Raw genomic sequence first — 20,602 nt, 5'->3', positions numbered from 1 at the left:
GCTACGGCACCAAGTGGCCGGCGTCGGTGCGCCATGCAATTTGTACTGCATCATCGGTATCAAATAAGCGTGTGCGACCGGGTGCGTCATTGGCGAGCATGGCCTCAATTAAAACGCCGCTGGCAAGTTCGATGATGTAAACCGTGACGTCGCCTAAATACAGCATGTCATGCACTTTACCGCTAAAAAGGACTTCGTCATCTTCTTTGGTCAATGTGGCCGCCAGGCGAATTTTTTCCGGGCGTAGGGTAAGTGCGCAGGAGTCGCCTTCAGCGAAATCGATTTCAGGGTTTGGGCAAACGTCTAGTTCGCCAAGGCCGTTAATGGCGATCCGTAAATGTCGACCGCCGACGCTGATGACTGTGGCGTCGAGTAAGTTACATTGGCCAATAAAGTCCGCGACAAAACGGTTGTCGGGACAGCTGTAGAGCACTGATGGCTCGTCTATTTGGCTAATTTCTCCTTTATTCATCACCGCGATCCGGTGAGATAGTGCCAGCGCTTCACCTTGGTCATGGGTAACGTAGACGAATGTAATGCCAACTTCCTTTTGCAGATTGATCAACTCAATTTGCATTTGCTCGCGCAATTTCGCGTCTAGGGCTGACAGTGGCTCATCTAAAAGTAGCAGTCTGGGCCTGTTTACCAAAGCCCGAGCGATGGCGATACGCTGCTTTTGGCCACCGGATAGCTCATTTGGGTAATGGTTTGCTTTGTCGGGGAGGCGCACGTCTTCGAGGATCTCGCGCACCATTAGATCGATGACAGGTTTGGCAGTTTTGGCCATGCGCAGCGGAAAGGCGATATTTTCTGCCACGGTCATATGCGGAAACAAGGCGTAGTTTTGGAAAACAGTGTGCACTGGACGTTGCTCTGGTGTCAGAGCTGTCAGGGATTTGCCGTCGAGTAAAATTTCGCCCTCGTCCACATGGTCAAATCCGGCAATAAGCCGAAGTAGCGTCGTTTTACCGCAGCCGGATGGGCCAAGTAAGGTAAAAAATTCGCCCGCTTGAATGTGCAAACTTACTTTGTCTAAAGCGACGAAGTCGCCAAACCTGCGCGAAACATCAATGATTTCTAACACTGCTTGGGTGGCTTCCGTGGCGATTTGCGATTGCCGCTATTTTTTCCGCTGCCGGCCCCCACGTCAATAGCTTTAATGCACCGTATTTCAATTGATTTTAGGTATATTTGTCGTGTTTCAATGCGGCATGGCGCGGCGGCGTAAAGACCGGTAAAATGGCGGTCTTTTTTTCATCCTGCAAACATGGCGTTTTGTAGGGATCTAGCGGAGTGTGTAATGTCGGATATCAACAAGGTTGTGTTGGCTTATTCAGGTGGCCTCGATACCTCAGTTATTGTCAGGTGGCTACAGGATACCTATAAGTGCGAGGTGGTCACGTTTACCGCCGATATAGGTCAGGGTGAAGAAGTCGAACCTGCTCGCGCGAAAGCGAAAGCGCTGGGTGTTCAAGAAATTTATATCGATGATCTTCGCGAAGAATATGTACGTGATTTTGTTTACCCCATGTTTCGCGCCAATGCCATATACGAGGGCGAATACTTATTGGGCACGTCGATTGCTCGCCCGTTGATCGCCAAACGTCTAATCGAGATTGCTAATGAGACCGGTGCTGATGCGATTTCACATGGTGCGACCGGTAAAGGTAACGATCAGGTTCGGTTTGAGCTGGGTGCCTATTCACTTAAACCCGGTATAAAGGTTATTGCACCATGGCGTGAGTGGAACTTAACGTCTCGTGAGACCTTGATGGCCTATTGTGCGGAGCGCAATATTCCAGTGGATTTCGCTGGCAAGAAGAAAAAATCGCCTTATTCCATGGATGCTAACTTGCTGCACATCTCCTACGAAGGCGGTAATTTGGAAGACCCATATTGGGAGCCAGAAGAGGATATGTGGCGCTGGAGTGTGAGTCCTGAAGCGGCGCCAGATACACCGACGTATATCGAAATTGGCTACCAAAATGGTGATCCGGTAACGCTAAACGGTGAATCACTTAGTCCAGCGACTATGCTCGAAGCCTTGAATAAAGTGGGTGGCGACAATGGTATTGGCCGTTTAGATCTAGTTGAAAACCGCTACGTGGGTATGAAGTCACGTGGCTGTTATGAAACGCCAGGTGGCACCATCATGCTGCGCGCGCATCGCGCCATAGAATCAATCACCTTAGATCGCGAAGCTGCGCATTTGAAAGATGAGTTAATGCCGCGTTACGCAAAATTGATCTATAACGGTTATTGGTTCAGCCCTGAACGTCGTATGCTGCAGGCGGCAATTGACGAGTCGCAAGAATTCGTCAACGGTGTAGTTCGTTTGAAACTCTATAAGGGGAATGTGGTCGTAGTGGGTCGTAAATCGGATAACTCTTTGTTTGATGAAGCGATTGCTACCTTTGAAGACGACGCCGGTGCATATAACCAAAAAGACGCAGAAGGCTTTATTAAGCTAAATGCCCTGCGCCTGCGGATCGCGGCAAACAAGGGACGTTCTCAGCTGTCGTAATTGCTTTTTAGTACCAAGGGGTGATTCAGCCCCTTTTTTGCTTTAGCCGATAAAGAAACAATAACGGCCGGACTATCTGGCCACTATGCTTAAGCTCCGGTGCACCTTTTGCGCTGGCTGTATTTGCAAAATGGGACGCTATTGATGACTTTTTTTGAACCGCAGATTTACGCACGTAGCCTAAAAGTGCTGTCACTTGTTTTAGGTGTGGCGATGGTTTCAGCCTGTAGCGGCGACGGCAGAAGTGGCCCAAGAGCTACTGGCACCGAGCCTAACTCTCGTCAGTTTACGATTAACGAGAGCTTGGCGACGGTCTCATTCGCTGGCGGTTCGACATTGAATCTCACTGAGTCTTTTGGCAGTGGCGCATTTCGACCGTTCTCTGGGTCGAATGACGTGTTTTACACCATTAGTGATCGCGGCCCCACGATTGACTGTGCAGACAGTCAGGCCGCTATTGGTGTGGCTAATTTCTGTGGTGCAAGTAGTGGTTCGATTTTCGCGATACCAAGCTACACGCCCAAGATCGTTAAATGGCAGCTTAGCGGTATTGGCGCCGCATTAAAGCTAGAGCAAGTTAGTGTTCTCCCCTTAACGGGCGGCAGTAATGGTGTTGAGGTCAATGGCCTTCCTAACCGAGCTAGTGATAAAGCATTTGGGCCGGATGGAGTTGAGTTGCAGCCAACGGCAAACGGGATTGATCCCGAGGCATTGGTGGTGCTCGACAATGGTAAGTATTGGCTTGCGGAAGAGAATAGTCCCAGTCTTGTTCTTGTTGATACCGACGGTCGGATTTTGCAACGTCAAGTTCCCAGCGGCACAATCAATGAGGTTGGTGGGGCTAATTACACCGTCAGTGACGCCATTTTACCGGCTATTTTTTCACGGCGTAAGACTGGTCGTGGTATAGAGGCTTTAGCCCTAACGCCCGACAACGCGTTTTTATATTTTATTATGCAAGGTCCTCTTGCAAATCCAGACGCTGATACCGCTGACACGTCGCGGGTTGTGCGGATTGGTAAAGTTGCACTCAACAGCGACGGTACACCCAGTGCCATGGTGGGTGAATATCTTTATCGACTGGACCCTCCGTCAAACTTTGCTATTAAGTCAACAAACAAGGGCGACCTAGATAGTAACGGCGATTTCCTGCCACAGAATGTAGTCACCATTAATGAGGCCGTTGCGCTGGCTGAAGACTATTTGGTGGTAGTTGAACAAGCTAGAAATGTCAGCAAATATTTCCGAATCAATCTTGCGGATGCGACCAATATTCTTAACACCGGCGCAGGCGCCGTTGGCACTGTGCCCAGCGCGGAGCAGCAGGACATCTTTTCGGATACCAAGTTTGTGGTTAAACAGCTTGGTTTTGATTCACTGACCATGCCGCTGCCCAGTACCATTGATCCACTGCCTGAAAACATAGAAGGTATGGCGCTATTAGATTCTAATTTTGCCGTGCTGCTAAACGATAACCAGTACGGCATTTATGGCGACGCCAGTATTGCCGCCGTGCTACCCATTGGCGCCTTTGTTGTGCAGTCGTCAGCACCCGTTGCGGTGTCGTTGACCTATAACAATGCCACCACGTCAGCGTCTTATAAATTGGCTAGCACGAGTTTTGGCGCAAACGCAGCTACGTCCGTCGCGGCGGACAGCACCAACGGTCAAATGTTTGTAGTTAATAACGAAACAAATGCGGTGGATGTCTGGGATATTTCTACTCCCCTCGCGCCGCCGACAAGCAATAGTCAGTTAAACCTAGCCGCTGCAGCGACAGATGCAGGTATTACTATTGGTGCGCCGAAGTGGGTTGCCGTTGGTGGTGAATATGCCGCGGTAGCCATTAATAATGTTAATCCGCAGGCGGATGGCATTGTTGCGCTGTATTCACTGGCTGATCTCAGTTTAGTGGATACCTTCAGTGTTGGTGCAGCGCCTAAAATGGCGGTGTTTGATTTGCTATCGAGCCGGATCTTGGTCGCGAATGAGGGTGTCCCTAGCGATGACTACGCGTCTGACCCGGTTGGCTCTGTGACGGTTATTGATATAGGCGATGGTGTTGATAGCGCTACCGTTACGACTATTGGGTTTGCAGACTTTAATGTTGGCTCTAGTCGCGGTACGGAACTACCTACTGGCGTGCGTATATTTGGCGCGAATAATCCGACGGTTGCGCAAGATTTAGAGCCAGAACACATAACGGTATCATTGGATAACAATAAGGCCTTTGTCACCCTGCAAGAAAATAATGCGGTAGCGGTTATTGATCTAGATGGTCTTAGTATTGATCGCATTGTTGCCTTGGGCAGCAAGGACTTTGGTGTTGCGGGCAATGAGCTAGATGTTAACGATGACAATGCTATCAATATTCGCAACTGGGATGGTGTCTATGGGCTCTATCAACCAGACGGTATTGCATCGTATCGATTTGCTAATAAAAATTATTTTGTAACGGCAAATGAAGGTAAGGCTCGCGAAAATTCTGTCTTTACCGAGGCTGTACGAGCGCAAGATCTGGGGGTGTTTGGCAACCCAGATGTTGATTCTTCTAACCCCAGCGCCCTTGCTGCGCAAGACAGTAGTCAACTGGGTCGCCTGTTTGTCAGTACCAAGTCTGGTGATACTGATAATGACGGTGACATTGACCAGATCTCTGCCTTTGGCGCGCGTTCATTTTCTATATGGAGTGAGCAGGGCGAGCTGATGTACGACTCCGGTTCTGATTTGGCTAACTTTACGAAAACCTTAGTGAATAGTGGATTTAATGATCGCGACCAAGGTAGCGACGAGAGCGGTGCTAAGCCCAAGGGTATTACCTTGCTGTCGAGTTCAAGCCGCATATACGCGTTTATTAGTTTGCAGCGCACCGGAGGTATAGCTGTTTACGATATTACCTCGCCGCTGGGTGTGCAATTTATTCAGTATGTGAACAATCGCAATTTCAGTCTTAATCCGTCTGCTGATGTTGGGGATATTGGCGCTGATGGTATCACGGCGTTTTTCATTGATGACAATGGCTATATTGCCGTTGCCAATGCCTCGACGGGTAATGTTCAGGTTCTTCAAATTGACCCAGGCGTAAGTGAATAAATTTATTATTTTGAATTAGTAAACCGCCTTGTCACCAAGGCGGTTTTTTTTCGCGTCAAATAAATTTATTCGATGATTTAGGTCTTCACCGGTCGCTTTTGTAATTTCCTTTGCAGAGTGCGTCTATGCATGCCGAGTTGCCGGGCCGTTTCAGAAATGTTGCCGTCATTTTCAGTCAGTACGCGTTGAATATGTTCCCACTCTATACGATCCAGTGAGGGAGGGCTGAGGCTGATACTGGCGGGCTCGGGGTTGGGCGCATTGTCCTCGAATGCGGTGAGAATTTCCCGCGTGCCAGCGGGTTTTTGTAGGTAATTGTCCGCTCCCAATTTTATGGCATCGACAGTGGTGGCTATGCTGGAGTAGCCGGTCAGTACGATCATCCGCAACTTGGGAAAACGCTCGCGCAGCACTGGAATAAGGCTTAGCCCGGAGCGGGTGTCTAGCTTTAAGTCGATCACTGCTTTATCGGGAGTAAACTCATTGCAACGCAGCAGTGCATCATCCACGCTGTGGGCAATTGTCACGCTATAGCCTCTCCGTTCGAGCGACCGGCACAGTGTTGTGCTGAACGTGACGTCATCGTCAACCAGTAAGAACTTTTCTTTGCTTTGCTTCATCCTTGCCCCCGCACTTTATTCAGCGGTAATCGCAATTCTACACGGCTGCCGCCGTCCTTGCGTTGCTGCCAACGTAAGGATCCACCGTAGCGATTCGCGGTGGCATGACTTAGGAATAAGCCCAAGCCGCGACCTTTACCTTTTGTACTGACAAAGGCCTTACTTAACATAGCGACCTGCTGTGGATTCAGGCCCGGCCCACGATCGCTAATAGCAAAGATTAGGTCGCCGTCGGCTTGACTTAATGCCAGATCAATATCGTTAGGGCTGACATCGGCGGCATTGTTAAGCAAGTTTAAGATCGCCTGACTAACCGTACCGTCAAGATGCAGCAGTATTTTGTTGGTATCACTATCAATGGTGGTTCGAAGTTCGCAGCCAGGACGCAATACCTGCCAGCGCTCCGTTAGTTCTGCTAAAAATTGTCCCGCATTCACAGAAATAAATTCACCCTCGCTAAGATCGCGAGCGGTACTCACTAATTTACTCAATATGCCTTTGCAATGATCAAGTTGCTGCTCTAGCAAGCGAATATCATCGGCATCATCCCCGTGACTTTGCTCTGCCAAGTCTTCGAGAATGACCTTCATAGTTGACAGCGGAGTGCCAAATTCATGGGCGGTTCCTGCCGCTAGGGTCGCAACGGCCAGCATTTGTTCATCTTGAAGCCGGTGTTCTCGGCTGCGCGCCAACTCGTTTTCCCGTTGTCGCAAGCGGTGGGCCATTTTAAAGACGAAGTAGCTAATGAGTAAGGCGCTCACTAGAAAGCTCGCCCACATGCCAACGATATGGGTGTTAGGTGACATACCGTGTTGGTGGTGCATGGGAGCGACGGCATCCAGCGGAATGTAGAAAAATAATAATAAGCTATAGGCGGCGCAGGCGAGGGCACTTGATGTCCACGCATAGGTCCAGGGTAGCGTTGCAGCAGCGATACTGAGTGGTACCAGTAAGTAGGAAATAAAGGGGTTGTTGGCACCGCCAGAAAAATACAATACGGCGCTAAAGCCAAGTATATCGATGCAGAGGTGGATAAATAATTCGATGTCGGTGACCGGCCAGGTGCGAAAGCTGCGCCACCAACTAAATAGTGCAAATACCGTAATAGCGCCGAGTAGGAGTTTTAACATCACATAGGGGAGCAGCCAGCCAAGCTGAGCTTCGGCGTACAAGACGGCGGCAAATTGGCCTGCAATGACCAAGCTTCTAATAATACATAGGCCGCGTAAATTCGCGGTGTTGGGGTTCAATCTAGAAGACGGTAGTGCCATGTTGATCATGGTTGGCGTTTATTGGTAGTAAAATGACAAGTATACGCGTCTAGTGACTGCTGCGACGAGTTTGCCGTGCGACACATTGTCGCATCCTGTTTTGAGTCATCGCTTGTTATACTTCCGGCCCAATTTATTTCAAAGGATGGCGCCCACATGCGTAAGACGTATTTTTTGGCTGCACTACTGGCATCGTCGCCCCTGTTGGCCCATGAATCAGTGAGTTCTGTACCGGCATCGGGGGCAATATCCCACGCGCCAATTGGTGTCATGGGTGATCACACTCACAAAAGAGGCGAGTGGATGTTGTCCTACCGTTATATGCGGATGGAGATGGACGGAAATCTAGATGGTACGCAATCGCGCTCGGCGAGTGATATTACTGGCACGATGATGAGTCCTGGCGCCTATATGGTAGCGCCGCGCAAGATGACCATGGATATGCATATGTTTGGGGCTATGTATGCGCCAAATGATGACGTGACCGTCATGCTGATGCTTCCGCTAATCAAAAAAGAGATGTCGCACGTGACGCGAATGGGGGCTAACTTTAGCACCGAATCCGATGGTCTCGGTGATGTAAAAGCTAGCGCGTTGCTAAATATTTACCGTTCTGCTGACCAGCGTCACCGTGTGCATCTGAATCTCGGCGTAAGTTTGCCAACAGGGTCTATCGACGAGCGCGATGACACCCCGGCAATGGCGAATGCTAAGCTGCCCTATTCAATGCAGTTAGGTTCTGGTACTTACGATTTGTTGCCCGGTATTACCTATCAAGGCTATTCCACGCTATTCAATTGGGGCGCGCAATTCCTGGCAACGCATCGTATTTCTGAAAACGACAATGAATACACCCTCGGCGATAGATATGAACTCAGTGCTTGGGTGGCTCGCAGCTGGTCGCAATCTTTTAGTAGCTCGCTGCGAATTCAACACAGCAGCTGGGATAATATCGATGGTTTTAACTCTGAATTGAATCCGATGATGGTGCCGACCGCAGATCCCAAGGCGCAAGGCGGTGAGCGCAGTGATATCGCCATCGGCGCAAATTACCTGTTTATTGCTGGCAGCCTCAAGGGTCAGCGGCTTGCGCTTGAGTATAGCGTGCCGTTTTACCAAGAGCTGGATGGCCCGCAAATGGAAACAAAATCAAGCTTGAATCTCGGCTGGCAGTACGCATTTTGAGTCTGAATTTAGATAGTTGAAACTAATGCATCTCGCAGCGTAAGCGGTGATAATTCAGTTCCTGTTTATTTCAAAGAGAGTTTCTTATGTCGCGCAAGTTATTCGTCTCTATCCATCTTTATCTAGCCGCCTTTTTTTCTCCTTTTGTTATGATCATGGCAGTGTCTGGCGGTTTGTATTTGCTTGATTATGAGGGGGAGACTTCGCGAACGGTGGTCGGTCATATTGATGGTGCGCGCCTAGATGCCAAAAGCCCGAATTTGTCTGCGGATGTGTCTTCGTTATTGACGTCATTGAATATCGACACCCGAGTTGAAGAGGTTAAAGTACGCGGTGATAATTTTTATACACGCCCTTCAAGCCGCCTTAATTACACATTGAGACAAACCGAATCAGGCGTAGATGTCGAAGAGGTAGACCCCAACTTACAAGCCACCCTGATGGAGCTTCATAAGGGGCACGGCCCAAAATTGTATGTGGTGTTAGAAAAAATATTTGCCCTGGGCTTGGTGCTGATTATGCTGAGTGGCTTATATCTTGGCTGGATGTCGCCGATGTATAGACGCAAAACCCTGTTCATCAGTGGTGCAGGGTTGTTAGTGTTCTTGTCGTTTATGCTTTTCTAATTGTATTGCAAAAAACGTGTCGTAAACCCCGGTGGTGGCGTGAGGTACTTTTCAATGTTGATCAGTTTGCCTTTTCTTCACTAAGGCGGGGTGGTTCGAATGAGTAGTTCAGTGATCAGTTTTGCATGATTATTTTTTTAGCCAAGCCTAGGCTGCTAGTGATAGCACCTTGAATGTCACCGCCGTCTAGCCAATCTCCACAGCACCCTATTTGCAATACGTCGTTCCATAAAAAAGATGATGCTTTTACATTGGATACTTTATGTCTGGCTAATCGCCAGTAGTGCGACGTTAGAATTCTTGGCGGTGCGCTAATATTAAAATGCTCGCAAAATTCGATTGCTAAGTCGATTCCTGCATGTTGATGTTCTCGGTGTGCCTGTTGTTGTGCCCATGTGTGGGTGCTTTGGAGCACCCACACTTCGTGTTGTTCACTAAGGCGTATGCGACTGGGTTTGCTGTCTTCCCGGACTGCGGTATCCAGTGCGTCGTGCTCGCCGCGGAACATATCTGCCCCTAGCTGGAGCGATTCTGGAAATGCTAAGGCACAGACATACTGGGGCAAGTTGTTGCCGAATCTAGACGGATTAAAGCCTAGGTCATTAATCCCAGCTAGTAAGGTGAATGCTTGTTCTGCTGGCGTCGCGACAACAAGTTTGCTGGCTTTGCAGATTAGTTGTCTGTTTTCGTCGAATATGTGCCAATGGTGGCCCAGCCTCTTTAATGTGTGCGCTCGTTGTCCTGTGAAGCAAGCAATATCTTTGGCGACGTCTTTGTGCCATGCGTTCATTGATGGAACGGCGCAGAATGACTCGACTGGCTCAGTCTTTGCGGGATTAGCAAATGTAGCTGTTCGCCGAATCCACTTGGATAGCAGTCCGTCGTTCAACCACTTACTAACTTGCTCGCGAAGGGCTGGATTGGTGATATGACCTACCGATAATTCTGGTGCGCCCAAATCGATACCGTAATCATCATCAACTCTTCTGCGGCTACAGCGCCCACCGAGGCCTCGACTTTTTTCGATCAGGCAGCAATTAAAACCGGCGTCGGTGAGTGTGCGGGCAGTGAAGCAGCCTGCTGTACCTGCGCCAATGATGGCAATATCTCTCGTGGTAGGTATCATGCTTTGCTCATTTAAATACTTGTACAAAAAATCATAATGTATATGAATTTTCTTGTACAGATCTACTTTTTGTATAAGTATTGTCGAGCGAAATAGACAGTAGGGTGTGGTGAAAATACGGTAATGAAAAATGATGAGTCAAAGGCAAATATACGGTTTCCTATTCGTGAATTGAGCGCGCGCACTCAGGTTCACACGGTCACGCTTAGGGCGTGGGAACGTCGGTATGGCTTATTAAAACCGCAGAGAACACCAAAAGGGCACCGACTATATTCCGACGATGATGTTGTCACGGTTGGTAATATTCTAGGATTCGTCGCCAGAGGAGTTCCCCTCGGTAAGGTTAGGCGTTTGCTCAATGACGGGGCTTCATCATCGTCACAGTTTGATGAGACGGAGAGTTGGCAGGGCTTATTAACCGACGTGCTTTTAGCTATAGATGCGTTCTCAGTTTCTAAGCTTGCCCATATAATTCAAGAAACATTTGCAAATTATCCGGTACCTATTTGTCGAGATCGTTTGATCGAGCCGCTTTTATCTGCACTGGTCTTGCGAGATGACCATGGAGCAGCATCTGGCTTTGTAGAGAATGAGATCATTCGATATGCCCTAGGCCGAACGAATACCAAGGCTGCTTCAAAAAAAGACCCATTTTCGGTGACGTTAATTGCAGGTCAGTATGCGCCTCTGTGGCGTTTGGCATTAACCGCCTTGGAATTGACTGACGCCGATTTTTCGACCTATCTATTTAGTCAGCGGTATAGCGTTGCGGCAGCGGTTGAGCTCGCGAATAAGTTTAGTGAATCCCATGTCGTTTTCTATGAGGACGGTATTTGGAAGAATAAAGAGAATGGTTTGATCGACGGTGCGCTGTTAGAAAATACGCGGCTTTTTGTCTGCGGCACGGCTGCGGTTCTCGCCAATTTAAGCGACGATCGTCGTGTGTTCGCCAATTTGGAGAGCTGCTTTAAGAGTATGCTTAAACAGCGGTAGTTCTTTGTCTATTAACCGAGATGTGTGATGAATATATTGATAACAGGCGGCACAGGCTTAATCGGTTTGGCGTTTATTGAAAGTGCCGAGGATTGCCGGTTCACTGTGCTCACTAGGTCGATTGCGAAATCAAAACCGACATTGCCCTCCTCAGTTACATGCATTGAGTCCTTGTCGGCGCTTGCGCATCTTGATGAATTTGATGCGGTAATCAACCTCGCGGGGGAGCCGATTATTGATAAGCGATGGAGTGATGAGCAAAAAAATATTATCTGTCAGAGTCGTTGGGAGATAACTCAGCAACTAGTAGATTTGTTTGCCAAAAGTGCCATGCCACCGTCGGTGTTTTTAAGCGGCTCGGCAATTGGTGTATATGGCGACCGCGGAGATGAATCCCTAACAGAAAAATCGTCGGTGTCGGAACGAGATTTCCCAACACGCCTGTGTATGCGGTGGGAAAGTATTGCGCGCCAAGCTGAGCCCTATACGCGGGTAGTGTTATTGAGGACCGGTATTGTTTTAGCTAAGCAAGGTGGCGCGCTAGCCAAAATGCTATTGCCATTTAAACTGTGTCTTGGTGGCCGTATAGGTAGTGGCCAGCAATATATGGCGTGGATTCACTATCGTGATCATATTAGTGCGATGCGCTTCCTGTTAAGGGAGAAAACCATTTCCGGTCCAGTAAATTTGGTAGCCCCAACTGCCGAGAAAAATAGGGAGTTTACACAGGCGCTTGCGAAATCACTACGTCGTATAGCTATTTTTCCTGTGCCAAGGTTTGTTTTACAGGCTTTGCTCGGTGAGTCATCTAGTTTGTTATTAGATAGCCAGAAAGTAATACCTCAGACGTTATCGAACAGAGGGTTTAGTTTTGAATTTAGTAAATTAAAGTCCGCCTTGATCGATTTACTTAATTAATTACGTAGATGTAACCGTCTGGTTTGTGTCGTCAAGAAATTACAAAATTTTAGCGCAGTTATGGGAGCGAATATGGGAACTATGAGAGCGAGATTACCGTGTAGAGGATGTTTGCAGAACTGCAGGAATATTGCTATTTGTGAGGGAAAGCTTTGGCGACTAGGGGGAAAGACCGACTCTGATAAAATAGCGAGTATGAAATTGGCTGGCTTTAAAGTTAAAAAATAACGGCTTTTTCTGGTGCGCCTAATCTAAATCAACAAACATCATCATAAATCGCTTGTCGATAGAGTTCTTCCAGTGCCATACCCACTTACCCTGTAGGGCGGGCCAAAAACGCCGATAAGCGATTGCCCTTTTTCCGCCGATAGCAAGAATGCTTAGAAAGTGCTTCTGTGGGCGGTGCTCTATTAATGACTGCCCCTTTAATTTCCTCTGTAGGTTCGTAAAAAGAATTGGTCCCTGTCTTACAGCGAAGACGCCGGCATGTGGCCGTGGATGATTGTATTGTTGCGCAACATCACCCGCAGCGAATATGAAGTCATGGCTGCTTGACTGAAGCGTATCCTTCACACTAATAAAGCCATTTTTATCTATATCTAGACCCGATTCCTGCGGCCATTCTGGTGCCTTTGCATTGGTGCACCAAAAAATATGGTCGCTGTGAATGTCTGGATTTTGTTTGCAGTGAATTGTGTTGAGGCTTAATTCATAAACATCACGATTCTTGTAGAGCTGAATGCCCGCTTCTACGAGTGCGGTATTGATCAGTTTCTTAATGCGAGCTGGAAAATCCATGAGAGGCTCGTCACCGCGATAGACTAGCTGAAGTGTGACCGGGATGTCGATCTTGGTGCACTGAGATATGGCGTGCCGCATTGCCAGAATTAACTCTACCCCAGCCGCTCCGCCGCCGACTACGGCGATCGATTGTGGGGTGATTGAAGTGCTGAGAACCTTGAGTGTCTCCTGCCATCTTGGATAAAACTCGCTGATAGGTTTAACCGGTGTGACAAATTGCGCTGCCCCGGGAATGACTAAGTTAGGAGTGATACCACTGTTAATAGATAAAACATCGAATCGAATAGGATGATCGGTTCCACGTAGATGTAATTCCTTACTGGTTATATTGATCCCGGCAACTTCGTCCTGGATGAATATCACGCCTGCAAACTGGCAGAGTGCCAACAAATCAATATGCGCGTTATTTGCCGTGTAGTGACCTGCGACAAGGCCCGGGAGCATACCGGAATAGGGTGTTTGGGATTGTGGTGAAATTAGGGTCAGCGTAACGCCAGCGATGGGGTGTAAGCCCCACTGCTTGATTACTTGTACATGTGCGTGACCGCCACCGACTAAGATGACGTATTGTTGAGTATTGATTACTGCCGCCTTATTATTTGGTCTATACATTGTTGAGTTGTTGATACTAAACAAGTGTAAACCTATTTGGTGGTTTATTGCATAGGCCTTGAGCTTTCGAAGATAAACGTACAGGCATATAGAGTTTAAAATTTATAAGTAGATTTCCTAGCTAAATAGTCGAGATGTTCTATTATACTCTTAGTCAGTTGTGAGAATAACGCAGCGTCGCGATAGGTGAAAACCAGCTTTATATCTGGGAAATTACGATTCATGATTTTATAAGAAAAGTGTGTCTATTCTGAAGGGTCTCATCTGGGTGTGTAAGTAGTCTCTTATCTATTTTCATAATATTTAGTAAGGTAAATATTTATTTGGTTTAGTAACGCCTCGTCTTGACAGTTATCAGGGTATTCATATGGAAATGACAGAATTAGCTACTCTGCGAGAAAAAAGGTGTTGAGTAACCCTACTATCTCAAAATATGTCAAACCTCTAAATGCATTGAAAGCCAGCATCCTAGCTTTGTTCCTGCCAATTTTATTTTGCTATTCCACCCACGCAGATGTACTCATTACGACACTCAATGACAATGGCATTGTCGTCATCACAAATTCGGACGTTAAAAAAAGTGAGTTAGATTTAGGTAGCTTACGGGCGATATTCGCCGTTCGTAAAAAGAGTTGGGAGAGTAAATTACCAATTAAAGTGTTTGTTCTTCCAGACAATAACGTAATTCATCAACTTTTTTGTAAATCAGTCCTTAAAGTTTATCCCTATGTACTTCGCGAACAATGGGATCGATTACTATTTAGCGGCACCGGTATACCGCCGACCATTGTAAACACAGAGAAGGATTTATTGGCCATTGTAAGCGCAACGCCCGGTGCCATTGGTTACGTGACCGCCGATGCAGTAGCAACTCCTCTAAATTCTAAAAATCCCCAGCCGAAAAGCTCGCTTTCCGAACCCGCTACGAGTAATAAATGATGGATTATGCTTATAAATCAATTTTACGTCGTCTACTGTTTGGTTTGCTCGCCCTAAGTAGTGCCAGTGTTAGCCTTGGCAATACAGACGACAGTGTACGTGTCCATGGATTTTTGTCTCAAGCGTATCTACTCAGTGATGGCAATAATTTTTATGGCAATAGTTTGCGTGGTAGTACGGAATATACTGAGGCTGGTGTTAACGCGAGCTGGAGAGTGACTTCAACATTAAATATTTCTGGGCAATTACTAAGTCGTGATGCTGGAAGTACCGATAATGGTGATTTGAAAGTCGATTTTTTATTCGCGGATATTAAATCATTAGAAAATGAAATGTCTGGCTTAGGATTTAGGTTGGGTCGCGTTCGAAACGCTTTCGGTTTCTATAATGATACCCGAGATGTGTTGTTCACTAGGCAGACAATTTTAATGCCACAAGCGGTTTATTTTGAGGGGAATGGTTTCCGTGAGTTGCTCTTTGCTAGTGACGGCGCGCAGCTCTACAGTTATTGGGATGCTGATGAAAACTCTACTACCTTCAATTTCACTTTAGGGCGAAGTAAGAGTCTCTCTGCAGGTATTCTAAGGAATCTCTTCGGACCAGAAGCCTCTATTATTCATAAGGGCGAGCTTAAAAATCCGGTCTTTGCGCAACTACAGCATTCTAGAAATGGCGGGGATAGTAAGTTTGGATTCTCAATGTTCAACATTCATCTTGATTTGCATCCTAGTTTCGCAAACATGGCGGACGTGACGCTAGATACCGTTGGTTACGTTGTTTCTGCGCAGAAAAATTTGCCTTCTTGGACGTTTACAACAGAGTACAGTTTCATAACTACTGATTTTAGGACGGCGCAGGGTTCGCAAAATCAGGAACTTGAATCGGCCTATTTACAAGCACAATACAGACTGAAGCCGGATATTACGCTGACCAGTCGTTATGAATATATTGTTACTGATCGAGATCATCGAAATGAAACAGACAGTGAGCACATTGTTGTTGGTGTGCGCTGGGCACCTAAGCCTAATTGGATACTAGATGTAAATGCCTATGGTATTAGAGGCGTATCTGGAATACCTGGTGTTGATAATATCGATAATGTGCCACTTAGCCAGCGCACAGAAATATTCGCCGTTATGTTAGGGTACAGATTCTGAAAGCGTCGAATGAAGAAAATAATGTAGCGCCTGATTCCTATGGGCCAGTCGTCAATCTTGGCTTGCAGCGTAAGTTAAGCGTTGTTTTATTTTTAGCAGTGACCATGGTGATGGGGGGGCGTGGTTATTTAAGCTTTGTAAAAACGGTCAGTTTGCAGCAGGAAAGGATTAAAGAAAATTTAAGTAGGTTAGAGGACACATTTCGAGGCTTAAATGATCGGTCTAGTAAGGAGCTTTTTCGCTTAGCTGATCAGCGTTCTATCCCGAGTGAAGACGAAATCAGTAGTGGTGGCGTGGTGGCACCTTCGCTGATTTCAGGTATAGATTCAATTTATTACTTAGATAGAAATGGGCTTGTTTTAGCAAGTGCCGCGCAGGACGGATCTAGTCTCGGGCCTAGTAAAGTGCAAGTTGCCAATGCGCTCGGATTGCTTAATCAGCTTGAGCGGCCTGTTGCGGTGCTGAATTGTGTGCTTCAGTGCTTTCAAAGCGTGTTTGTTCCTATTATTACTGACGATGGTCGTGAGTTAATTATTAATATTAATCGCTCGGCGACGCTGCTCATTCAAGACTTTTATGAAATTACTGATGTTGATATAGCCTTGTTTGAAATAAATCAATCAAGTCAGAATCTGACGGTTGAGCGGATATATGCAGCTAGTAACGGGGCTAAATCGGGTAACATCCTCGCTAACATATTGAGGGCGAATAAATATAGTTCACGAGGCAGTCATGATTTCTTCGGTATCACCGCAGGCGGCTATTACAGTGCTCGATTTTTTCCGTTGAGTCAAAATGATGGTGTTATTTCCTATGCTGCAGTTATCCAGGATCAGCGTCATGTTAGAGCCTTACTGTTACAAACTGTAAAAGATATTTTCTTGTCGACCTTGATTACGTTGGCGCTGATTCTTCTTCTTATCAGCTTTATTTTAAAGCCATCGCTTGATCGGTTAATGAAACTGGCAAAAATTTTACCGATGCTGCCAAGCGGTAGGCTGACAGAGGCGAAGAAGCTTCTCAAAAATGATGTCTCTGATAAAAAGTATATTGATGAGATAGATACTCTTCAATATACACTCGGTGAGGTTGTTCAATCCTTAGAGATAATGAATGCGAGTGTTGATGAACATCGACATGAGCTTAAAGCAAAGATTAGCGCCATCACTGAAGCCAAATTGTTTAATGAGCTAATACTCGATGCGTCGCCTCTCGTTGTCATTATCCATGATCGTGTTGGTGAAGTTCGTAATATTAACAAATTAGGTAGAGAGCTAACTGGACTCGCCACTAAGTCGCCCACGAACGCAAATATTAATAATTGGGTAAGAAACGAGAATCAGAGTAAGTCCCTGTCTGCGTCGTTGTTACATATAACTGATAAGATCGGGAAAAAATACCAAGGACAAATGCCCTTTTTTACCGAAGACGGTCAAAAATTATATTTTCTTTGGACGCACACGTGTCTATATGTTAACGACGAAGCGCATATACTCTCTATGGGAATAGATGTGACAGAGCGTATGGAGGCGGCGGAAAGCCTCTATTGGTTAGGGCAGCATGACCGGATTACAGGTCTGCTTAATCGCAGCAGTTTCACCGAGCTCGCCAGCGAGGTGATAGTGCAGTATCGAGACACTGAGCTCATCGAACTGGTTATGTTTGATATCGATGAATTCGCTATTTTTAATGATCGCTTTGGATTCGATTCAGGTGATCGCTTGTTAAATGAAATTGCCGCGAACTTTGTAAGATTGCTACCCGATGGTTGCTTACTTGCTCGTACCGGTTCGGGTGAGTTTTGCGCTTTGATTCGTCATCAGTTAAGTTTAAAACAACGTGTTAAAGATTTTGGTCTAGAAAAATTAGTACGCTACGTATTCTCTAAAGACGATGTTCAATATGAAGTGTCTATTTCTGTTGTGGTTGACCGTTACGATAATGAGTTAAGTGGTATCGACGAGTTGATCTCTAATACCACATCTATGATGAGTAAAGTGAAGAGTAAAGCTAGGGGTAGTGTGTATTACGCTACAGATTCTGAAGATTCTGGCCGTGTTTCGAGACAAGAAAAATATCATATGAGAGAGCAGTTGCAATCAGCATTGACTGCTAATCGCTTAGTGATTTTTTATCAACCAATTCTTGATTTGAGTACCAATAGTATCAGCCATTGTGAATGCCTTGTGCGAATGTTAGATGACGAGGGGCAATTTATTTCGCCAGTGCATTTTCTTGGTATCGCCGCAGAATCAGGCTTAATGCCAAAGCTTGATTTTACGGTTATGGAAAAGGCGCTGAAACAGCAGAAAATGTGGGAGGAGTCAGGAATACATATTGGCTTAAGCATTAATATAACGGCGTCTACTTTAGAGCAGTCAGATTTTGAAACACGTCTTGCTGATATGATTGATAGAACTGACGCTAATCCAGCTCGTATAATTTTTGAAGTAGTTGAAACGGATGCGTTAGAAGACTTGGGCAGCGCGCGCAGATTGCTTAATAACTTTAAGAATGTCGGCGCAAAGGTAGCATTAGACGATTTTGGAATTGGATTCACATCCTTTGAGTACGTGCGGGAATTGCCGGTAGATTATATTAAGATCGATCAGTCTTTTATTCGCTTTATACATGAGCGTGAAAGTGATCAGGTACTTGTTAAGTCTATGGTGGAAATGTGTCATAACTTAGGTAAGAAAGTCATTGTTGAGGGCGTTGAAAATAGAGCTGCATTTGAGATCGTGCGCGATATCGGTGTTGAGTATGTACAGGGCTACTATGTTTGTAGACCAATGCCGATTAGTGCCTTGGATTTGTCTCTTAAAGTAAGTGATTTTTGATATGGCTCGGTATTTACGTTGGAATGACGATGTGAACCGAGCTTCCTTGTCCTAATATGCTGCGAATTTTTACCGTGCCTTTTAGTTGTTGGGTGACTAAATTATAAACAATATGCATACCTAAACCACTGCCGCCGGCGCCTCGGCGAGTGGTGAAAAAGGGGTCAAATACTTTGGCTACCACCTCAGGCGGCATACCTTTTCCGTCGTCGCTATAGTGAATAAGGATATTCTCCGGCAGGCTTTCAACTACGATACGTAAACAGCCCTTTTGCCCTTCCTCATAAGCGTGATGGACTGAATTCATGACTAAGTTGGTAATAATTTGTGACATTGCGCCGGGTACTGAATTAATTGTTAAGCTAGGGTCGCAATTAATCTCTACATTAAGATTTGTGCTGCGGAGCTTAGGTTTGAGGCTCAAGAACGTTTCGTCTATATATTTTTTTAATTCATATACTCGATATTCGCTGCTACTTTGATCCACTGCGACCTGCTTAAAGCTATGTATTAAATCAGCGGCTCTTTGGAGGTTTCCCAGTATGATTTCTGTAGCTTGCATGCAGATTCCAAAATAGCGCCTTAGCGAAGAGTTGGTTAATTCACCTTCATCATATAGTTTAAATGCTGATTTAGTATCCTCCCTTAACGTGCTAGCCGCAGTAACGCCAATGCCCACGGGGGTGTTTATCTCGTGAGCGACCCCCGCGACTAATCCGCCTAAAGATGCCATTTTTTCATTATTTACTAGTTGTTCTTGGGTTTCTTTTAAGCGTTTCAGTGCACGTTCTAGCTCAAAATTCACCTTATTGGATTGCTCTATGCGTAATTCCAGTTCTGCGCGCGCCGCCTCAAGTGCAATATCCTTGCTTTCAATTTGGCTTAGCATATTATTGAAGTTAACAATTAGCTCGCCAATTTCGTCGTTGCCTGTTGGTGTCGCGCGATGTGAATAGTCGCCTGCGGTAGATACTTTTTTAATGGTGCCTAGTAATGCCACTATTGGATTAGACAGAAAGCGTTGCAAGAATAAAGAAAGAATTGATGCCATGGCGATGCTGGCTAAAACCATTATGCCTACAACCGTACTTTCTACGCGAGTAGATGCCCATAGATCACTTAATCCGCGCGCTATATAGATGCTGCCGATGCGTTCATTGCCTAATATTACTGGATTAACCACTTCGAGGTAGTTGTAGGAATATGTGTTCTTGCTTGGCGGGGTGTCTGGGCATCGCAACGCGCTGCCATTGTCACGGGCATAGCGAGAAAATAAATGCTGGCCGGTGCCGTCATGTTTGTATAAGCACGCCTGAAGAACTTCGTGCTTGGCTTGCAGTGATGACAGCATTTCACTTGCAGCAGTGGCATCATTAAAGCTGAGTGCGGCTGTAGTATTCAGTGAGAATACCTCGGCAACGGCAGAGAGATTGTCGTTCAAGGTTTCGCGAACACTAAACCAGTTATAAACTACGAATACTAGGGCGGTGATAAGCAGGCATATCGAGGTTGTTCCAACAATTGCTACCAAGACCTTTAGTCGTATTGGAATGTTAGTAAGTCGAAGCATGAGTACTAGTCGAAAGAGTGCTAGTTAACATTGCGTGCCAAACCCAGTAGTTTAGAGCTTACTTTAAGATCGGCGCGGTCGGTTGCAGATCGATTAATGTCAAATCGAATTTTTCCGTTGTCGATAAGAAGTTGAATCATACCACCGAGCTTAATAAAGTTGTCATTGTCGCTCACAGTTAGAATTGCGCGATCTGATAGGGTAATCACCCCGATAAATAGCTGGAGCGATAAGTAGAATTTTCTCATAATAGTTTGAAGGAGATTCTGCATGAAAGTACCCCGTTATTCAGATAGCCAGATTATGGCCATTCTTAAGCAAGCTGAG

General features: G+C 46.2%; 16 protein-coding genes. 9 read left to right on the top strand and 7 right to left on the bottom strand.

Annotation, left to right across the window (positions count from 1 at the left end; translation table 11 throughout):
• Position 1 precedes the first annotated feature (1 nt).
• Positions 2-1,084: an ABC transporter ATP-binding protein gene (locus O9X78_RS11455; RefSeq protein WP_269619824.1), complete on the bottom strand. Its 1,083-nt coding sequence runs from the start codon at positions 1,082-1,084 to the stop codon at positions 2-4.
• Positions 1,085-1,300: 216 nt separating this feature from the next.
• Here O9X78_RS11455 and O9X78_RS11450 point away from each other — a divergent pair, with 216 nt between their 5' ends.
• The gene (locus tag O9X78_RS11450) at positions 1,301-2,524 is read left to right on the top strand and encodes an argininosuccinate synthase (RefSeq protein WP_269619823.1); all 1,224 of its coding nucleotides are present in this window, start codon (positions 1,301-1,303) and stop codon (positions 2,522-2,524) included.
• 144 nt (positions 2,525-2,668) lie between these two features.
• Positions 2,669-5,617, top strand: a complete 2,949-nt coding sequence (locus O9X78_RS11445; RefSeq protein ID WP_269619822.1) for a choice-of-anchor I family protein — start codon at positions 2,669-2,671, stop codon at positions 5,615-5,617.
• A 77-nt stretch (positions 5,618-5,694) separates the two neighbouring features.
• Here O9X78_RS11445 and O9X78_RS11440 read toward each other — a convergent pair whose 3' ends face one another.
• Together O9X78_RS11440 and O9X78_RS11435 are read right to left on the bottom strand one after the other, a co-directional pair.
• Positions 5,695-6,237 (bottom strand): response regulator transcription factor, encoded by a 543-nt coding sequence (locus O9X78_RS11440; RefSeq protein WP_269619821.1) that lies wholly within the window; start codon positions 6,235-6,237, stop codon positions 5,695-5,697.
• A complete protein-coding gene (locus tag O9X78_RS11435; protein WP_269619820.1) occupies positions 6,234-7,508 on the bottom strand; it encodes an ATP-binding protein in 1,275 nt (424 codons plus the stop codon). Before O9X78_RS11435 ends, O9X78_RS11440 begins: the two co-directional genes overlap by 4 nt.
• 156 nt (positions 7,509-7,664) lie before the next feature.
• On the opposite strand from O9X78_RS11435, the gene O9X78_RS11430 reads away from it, so the two are divergent.
• Entirely contained in the window at positions 7,665-8,693 is a 1,029-nt protein-coding gene (locus tag O9X78_RS11430; protein WP_269619819.1) for a transporter family protein, read from the top strand.
• 86 nt (positions 8,694-8,779) lie between these two features.
• Positions 8,780-9,319: a PepSY-associated TM helix domain-containing protein gene (locus O9X78_RS11425; protein ID WP_269619818.1), complete on the top strand. Its 540-nt coding sequence runs from the start codon at positions 8,780-8,782 to the stop codon at positions 9,317-9,319.
• Positions 9,320-9,434: 115 nt separating this feature from the next.
• Here the strand turns inward: O9X78_RS11425 and O9X78_RS11420 are convergent, their stop codons facing one another.
• The gene (locus O9X78_RS11420) at positions 9,435-10,445 is read right to left on the bottom strand and encodes an NAD(P)/FAD-dependent oxidoreductase (protein WP_269619817.1); all 1,011 of its coding nucleotides are present in this window, start codon (positions 10,443-10,445) and stop codon (positions 9,435-9,437) included.
• Positions 10,446-10,568: 123 nt separating this feature from the next.
• Between O9X78_RS11420 and O9X78_RS11415 the strand changes: the two genes are divergently transcribed.
• Both O9X78_RS11415 and O9X78_RS11410 read left to right on the top strand, forming a co-directional pair.
• On the top strand, positions 10,569-11,438 hold the full coding sequence (locus O9X78_RS11415; protein WP_269619816.1) for a MerR family transcriptional regulator: 870 nt from the start codon (positions 10,569-10,571) through the stop codon (positions 11,436-11,438).
• A 27-nt stretch (positions 11,439-11,465) separates the two neighbouring features.
• Entirely contained in the window at positions 11,466-12,356 is an 891-nt protein-coding gene (locus O9X78_RS11410) for a TIGR01777 family oxidoreductase (RefSeq protein ID WP_269619815.1), read from the top strand.
• A 246-nt stretch (positions 12,357-12,602) separates the two neighbouring features.
• Here the strand turns inward: O9X78_RS11410 and O9X78_RS11405 are convergent, their stop codons facing one another.
• The gene (locus tag O9X78_RS11405; RefSeq protein ID WP_269619814.1) at positions 12,603-13,769 is read right to left on the bottom strand and encodes an FAD-dependent oxidoreductase; all 1,167 of its coding nucleotides are present in this window, start codon (positions 13,767-13,769) and stop codon (positions 12,603-12,605) included.
• Between the two features lie 408 nt (positions 13,770-14,177).
• Here O9X78_RS11405 and O9X78_RS11400 point away from each other — a divergent pair, with 408 nt between their 5' ends.
• The 3 genes from O9X78_RS11400 to O9X78_RS11390 all read left to right on the top strand — a co-directional run bounded on the left by O9X78_RS11400 (position 14,178) and on the right by O9X78_RS11390 (position 18,705).
• Positions 14,178-14,708, top strand: coding sequence for a type 2 periplasmic-binding domain-containing protein (locus tag O9X78_RS11400; protein WP_269619813.1), 531 nt, complete (start codon positions 14,178-14,180; stop codon positions 14,706-14,708).
• The gene (locus O9X78_RS11395; protein WP_269619812.1) at positions 14,705-15,865 is read left to right on the top strand and encodes a hypothetical protein; all 1,161 of its coding nucleotides are present in this window, start codon (positions 14,705-14,707) and stop codon (positions 15,863-15,865) included. The genes O9X78_RS11400 and O9X78_RS11395 overlap by 4 nt, the downstream gene beginning before the upstream one ends.
• 62 nt (positions 15,866-15,927) lie before the next feature.
• Positions 15,928-18,705 (top strand): GGDEF domain-containing phosphodiesterase, encoded by a 2,778-nt coding sequence (locus O9X78_RS11390; protein ID WP_269619811.1) that lies wholly within the window; start codon positions 15,928-15,930, stop codon positions 18,703-18,705.
• Between the two features lie 13 nt (positions 18,706-18,718).
• Here O9X78_RS11390 and O9X78_RS11385 read toward each other — a convergent pair whose 3' ends face one another.
• Positions 18,719-20,275: an ATP-binding protein gene (locus O9X78_RS11385; RefSeq protein WP_269619810.1), complete on the bottom strand. Its 1,557-nt coding sequence runs from the start codon at positions 20,273-20,275 to the stop codon at positions 18,719-18,721.
• A 20-nt stretch (positions 20,276-20,295) separates the two neighbouring features.
• Positions 20,296-20,547 (bottom strand): YfiR family protein, encoded by a 252-nt coding sequence (locus tag O9X78_RS11380; protein ID WP_269619809.1) that lies wholly within the window; start codon positions 20,545-20,547, stop codon positions 20,296-20,298.
• Positions 20,548-20,602: the final 55 nt, after the last annotated feature.

The sequence above is a fragment of the Zhongshania aquatica genome, assembly GCF_027257955.1.
Classification (GTDB): Bacteria; Pseudomonadota; Gammaproteobacteria; order Pseudomonadales; family Spongiibacteraceae; genus Spongiibacter; species Spongiibacter aquatica.
Note: the sequence above shows the minus strand (reverse complement) of the source record. Positions and strands in the feature narration are given on the sequence as shown.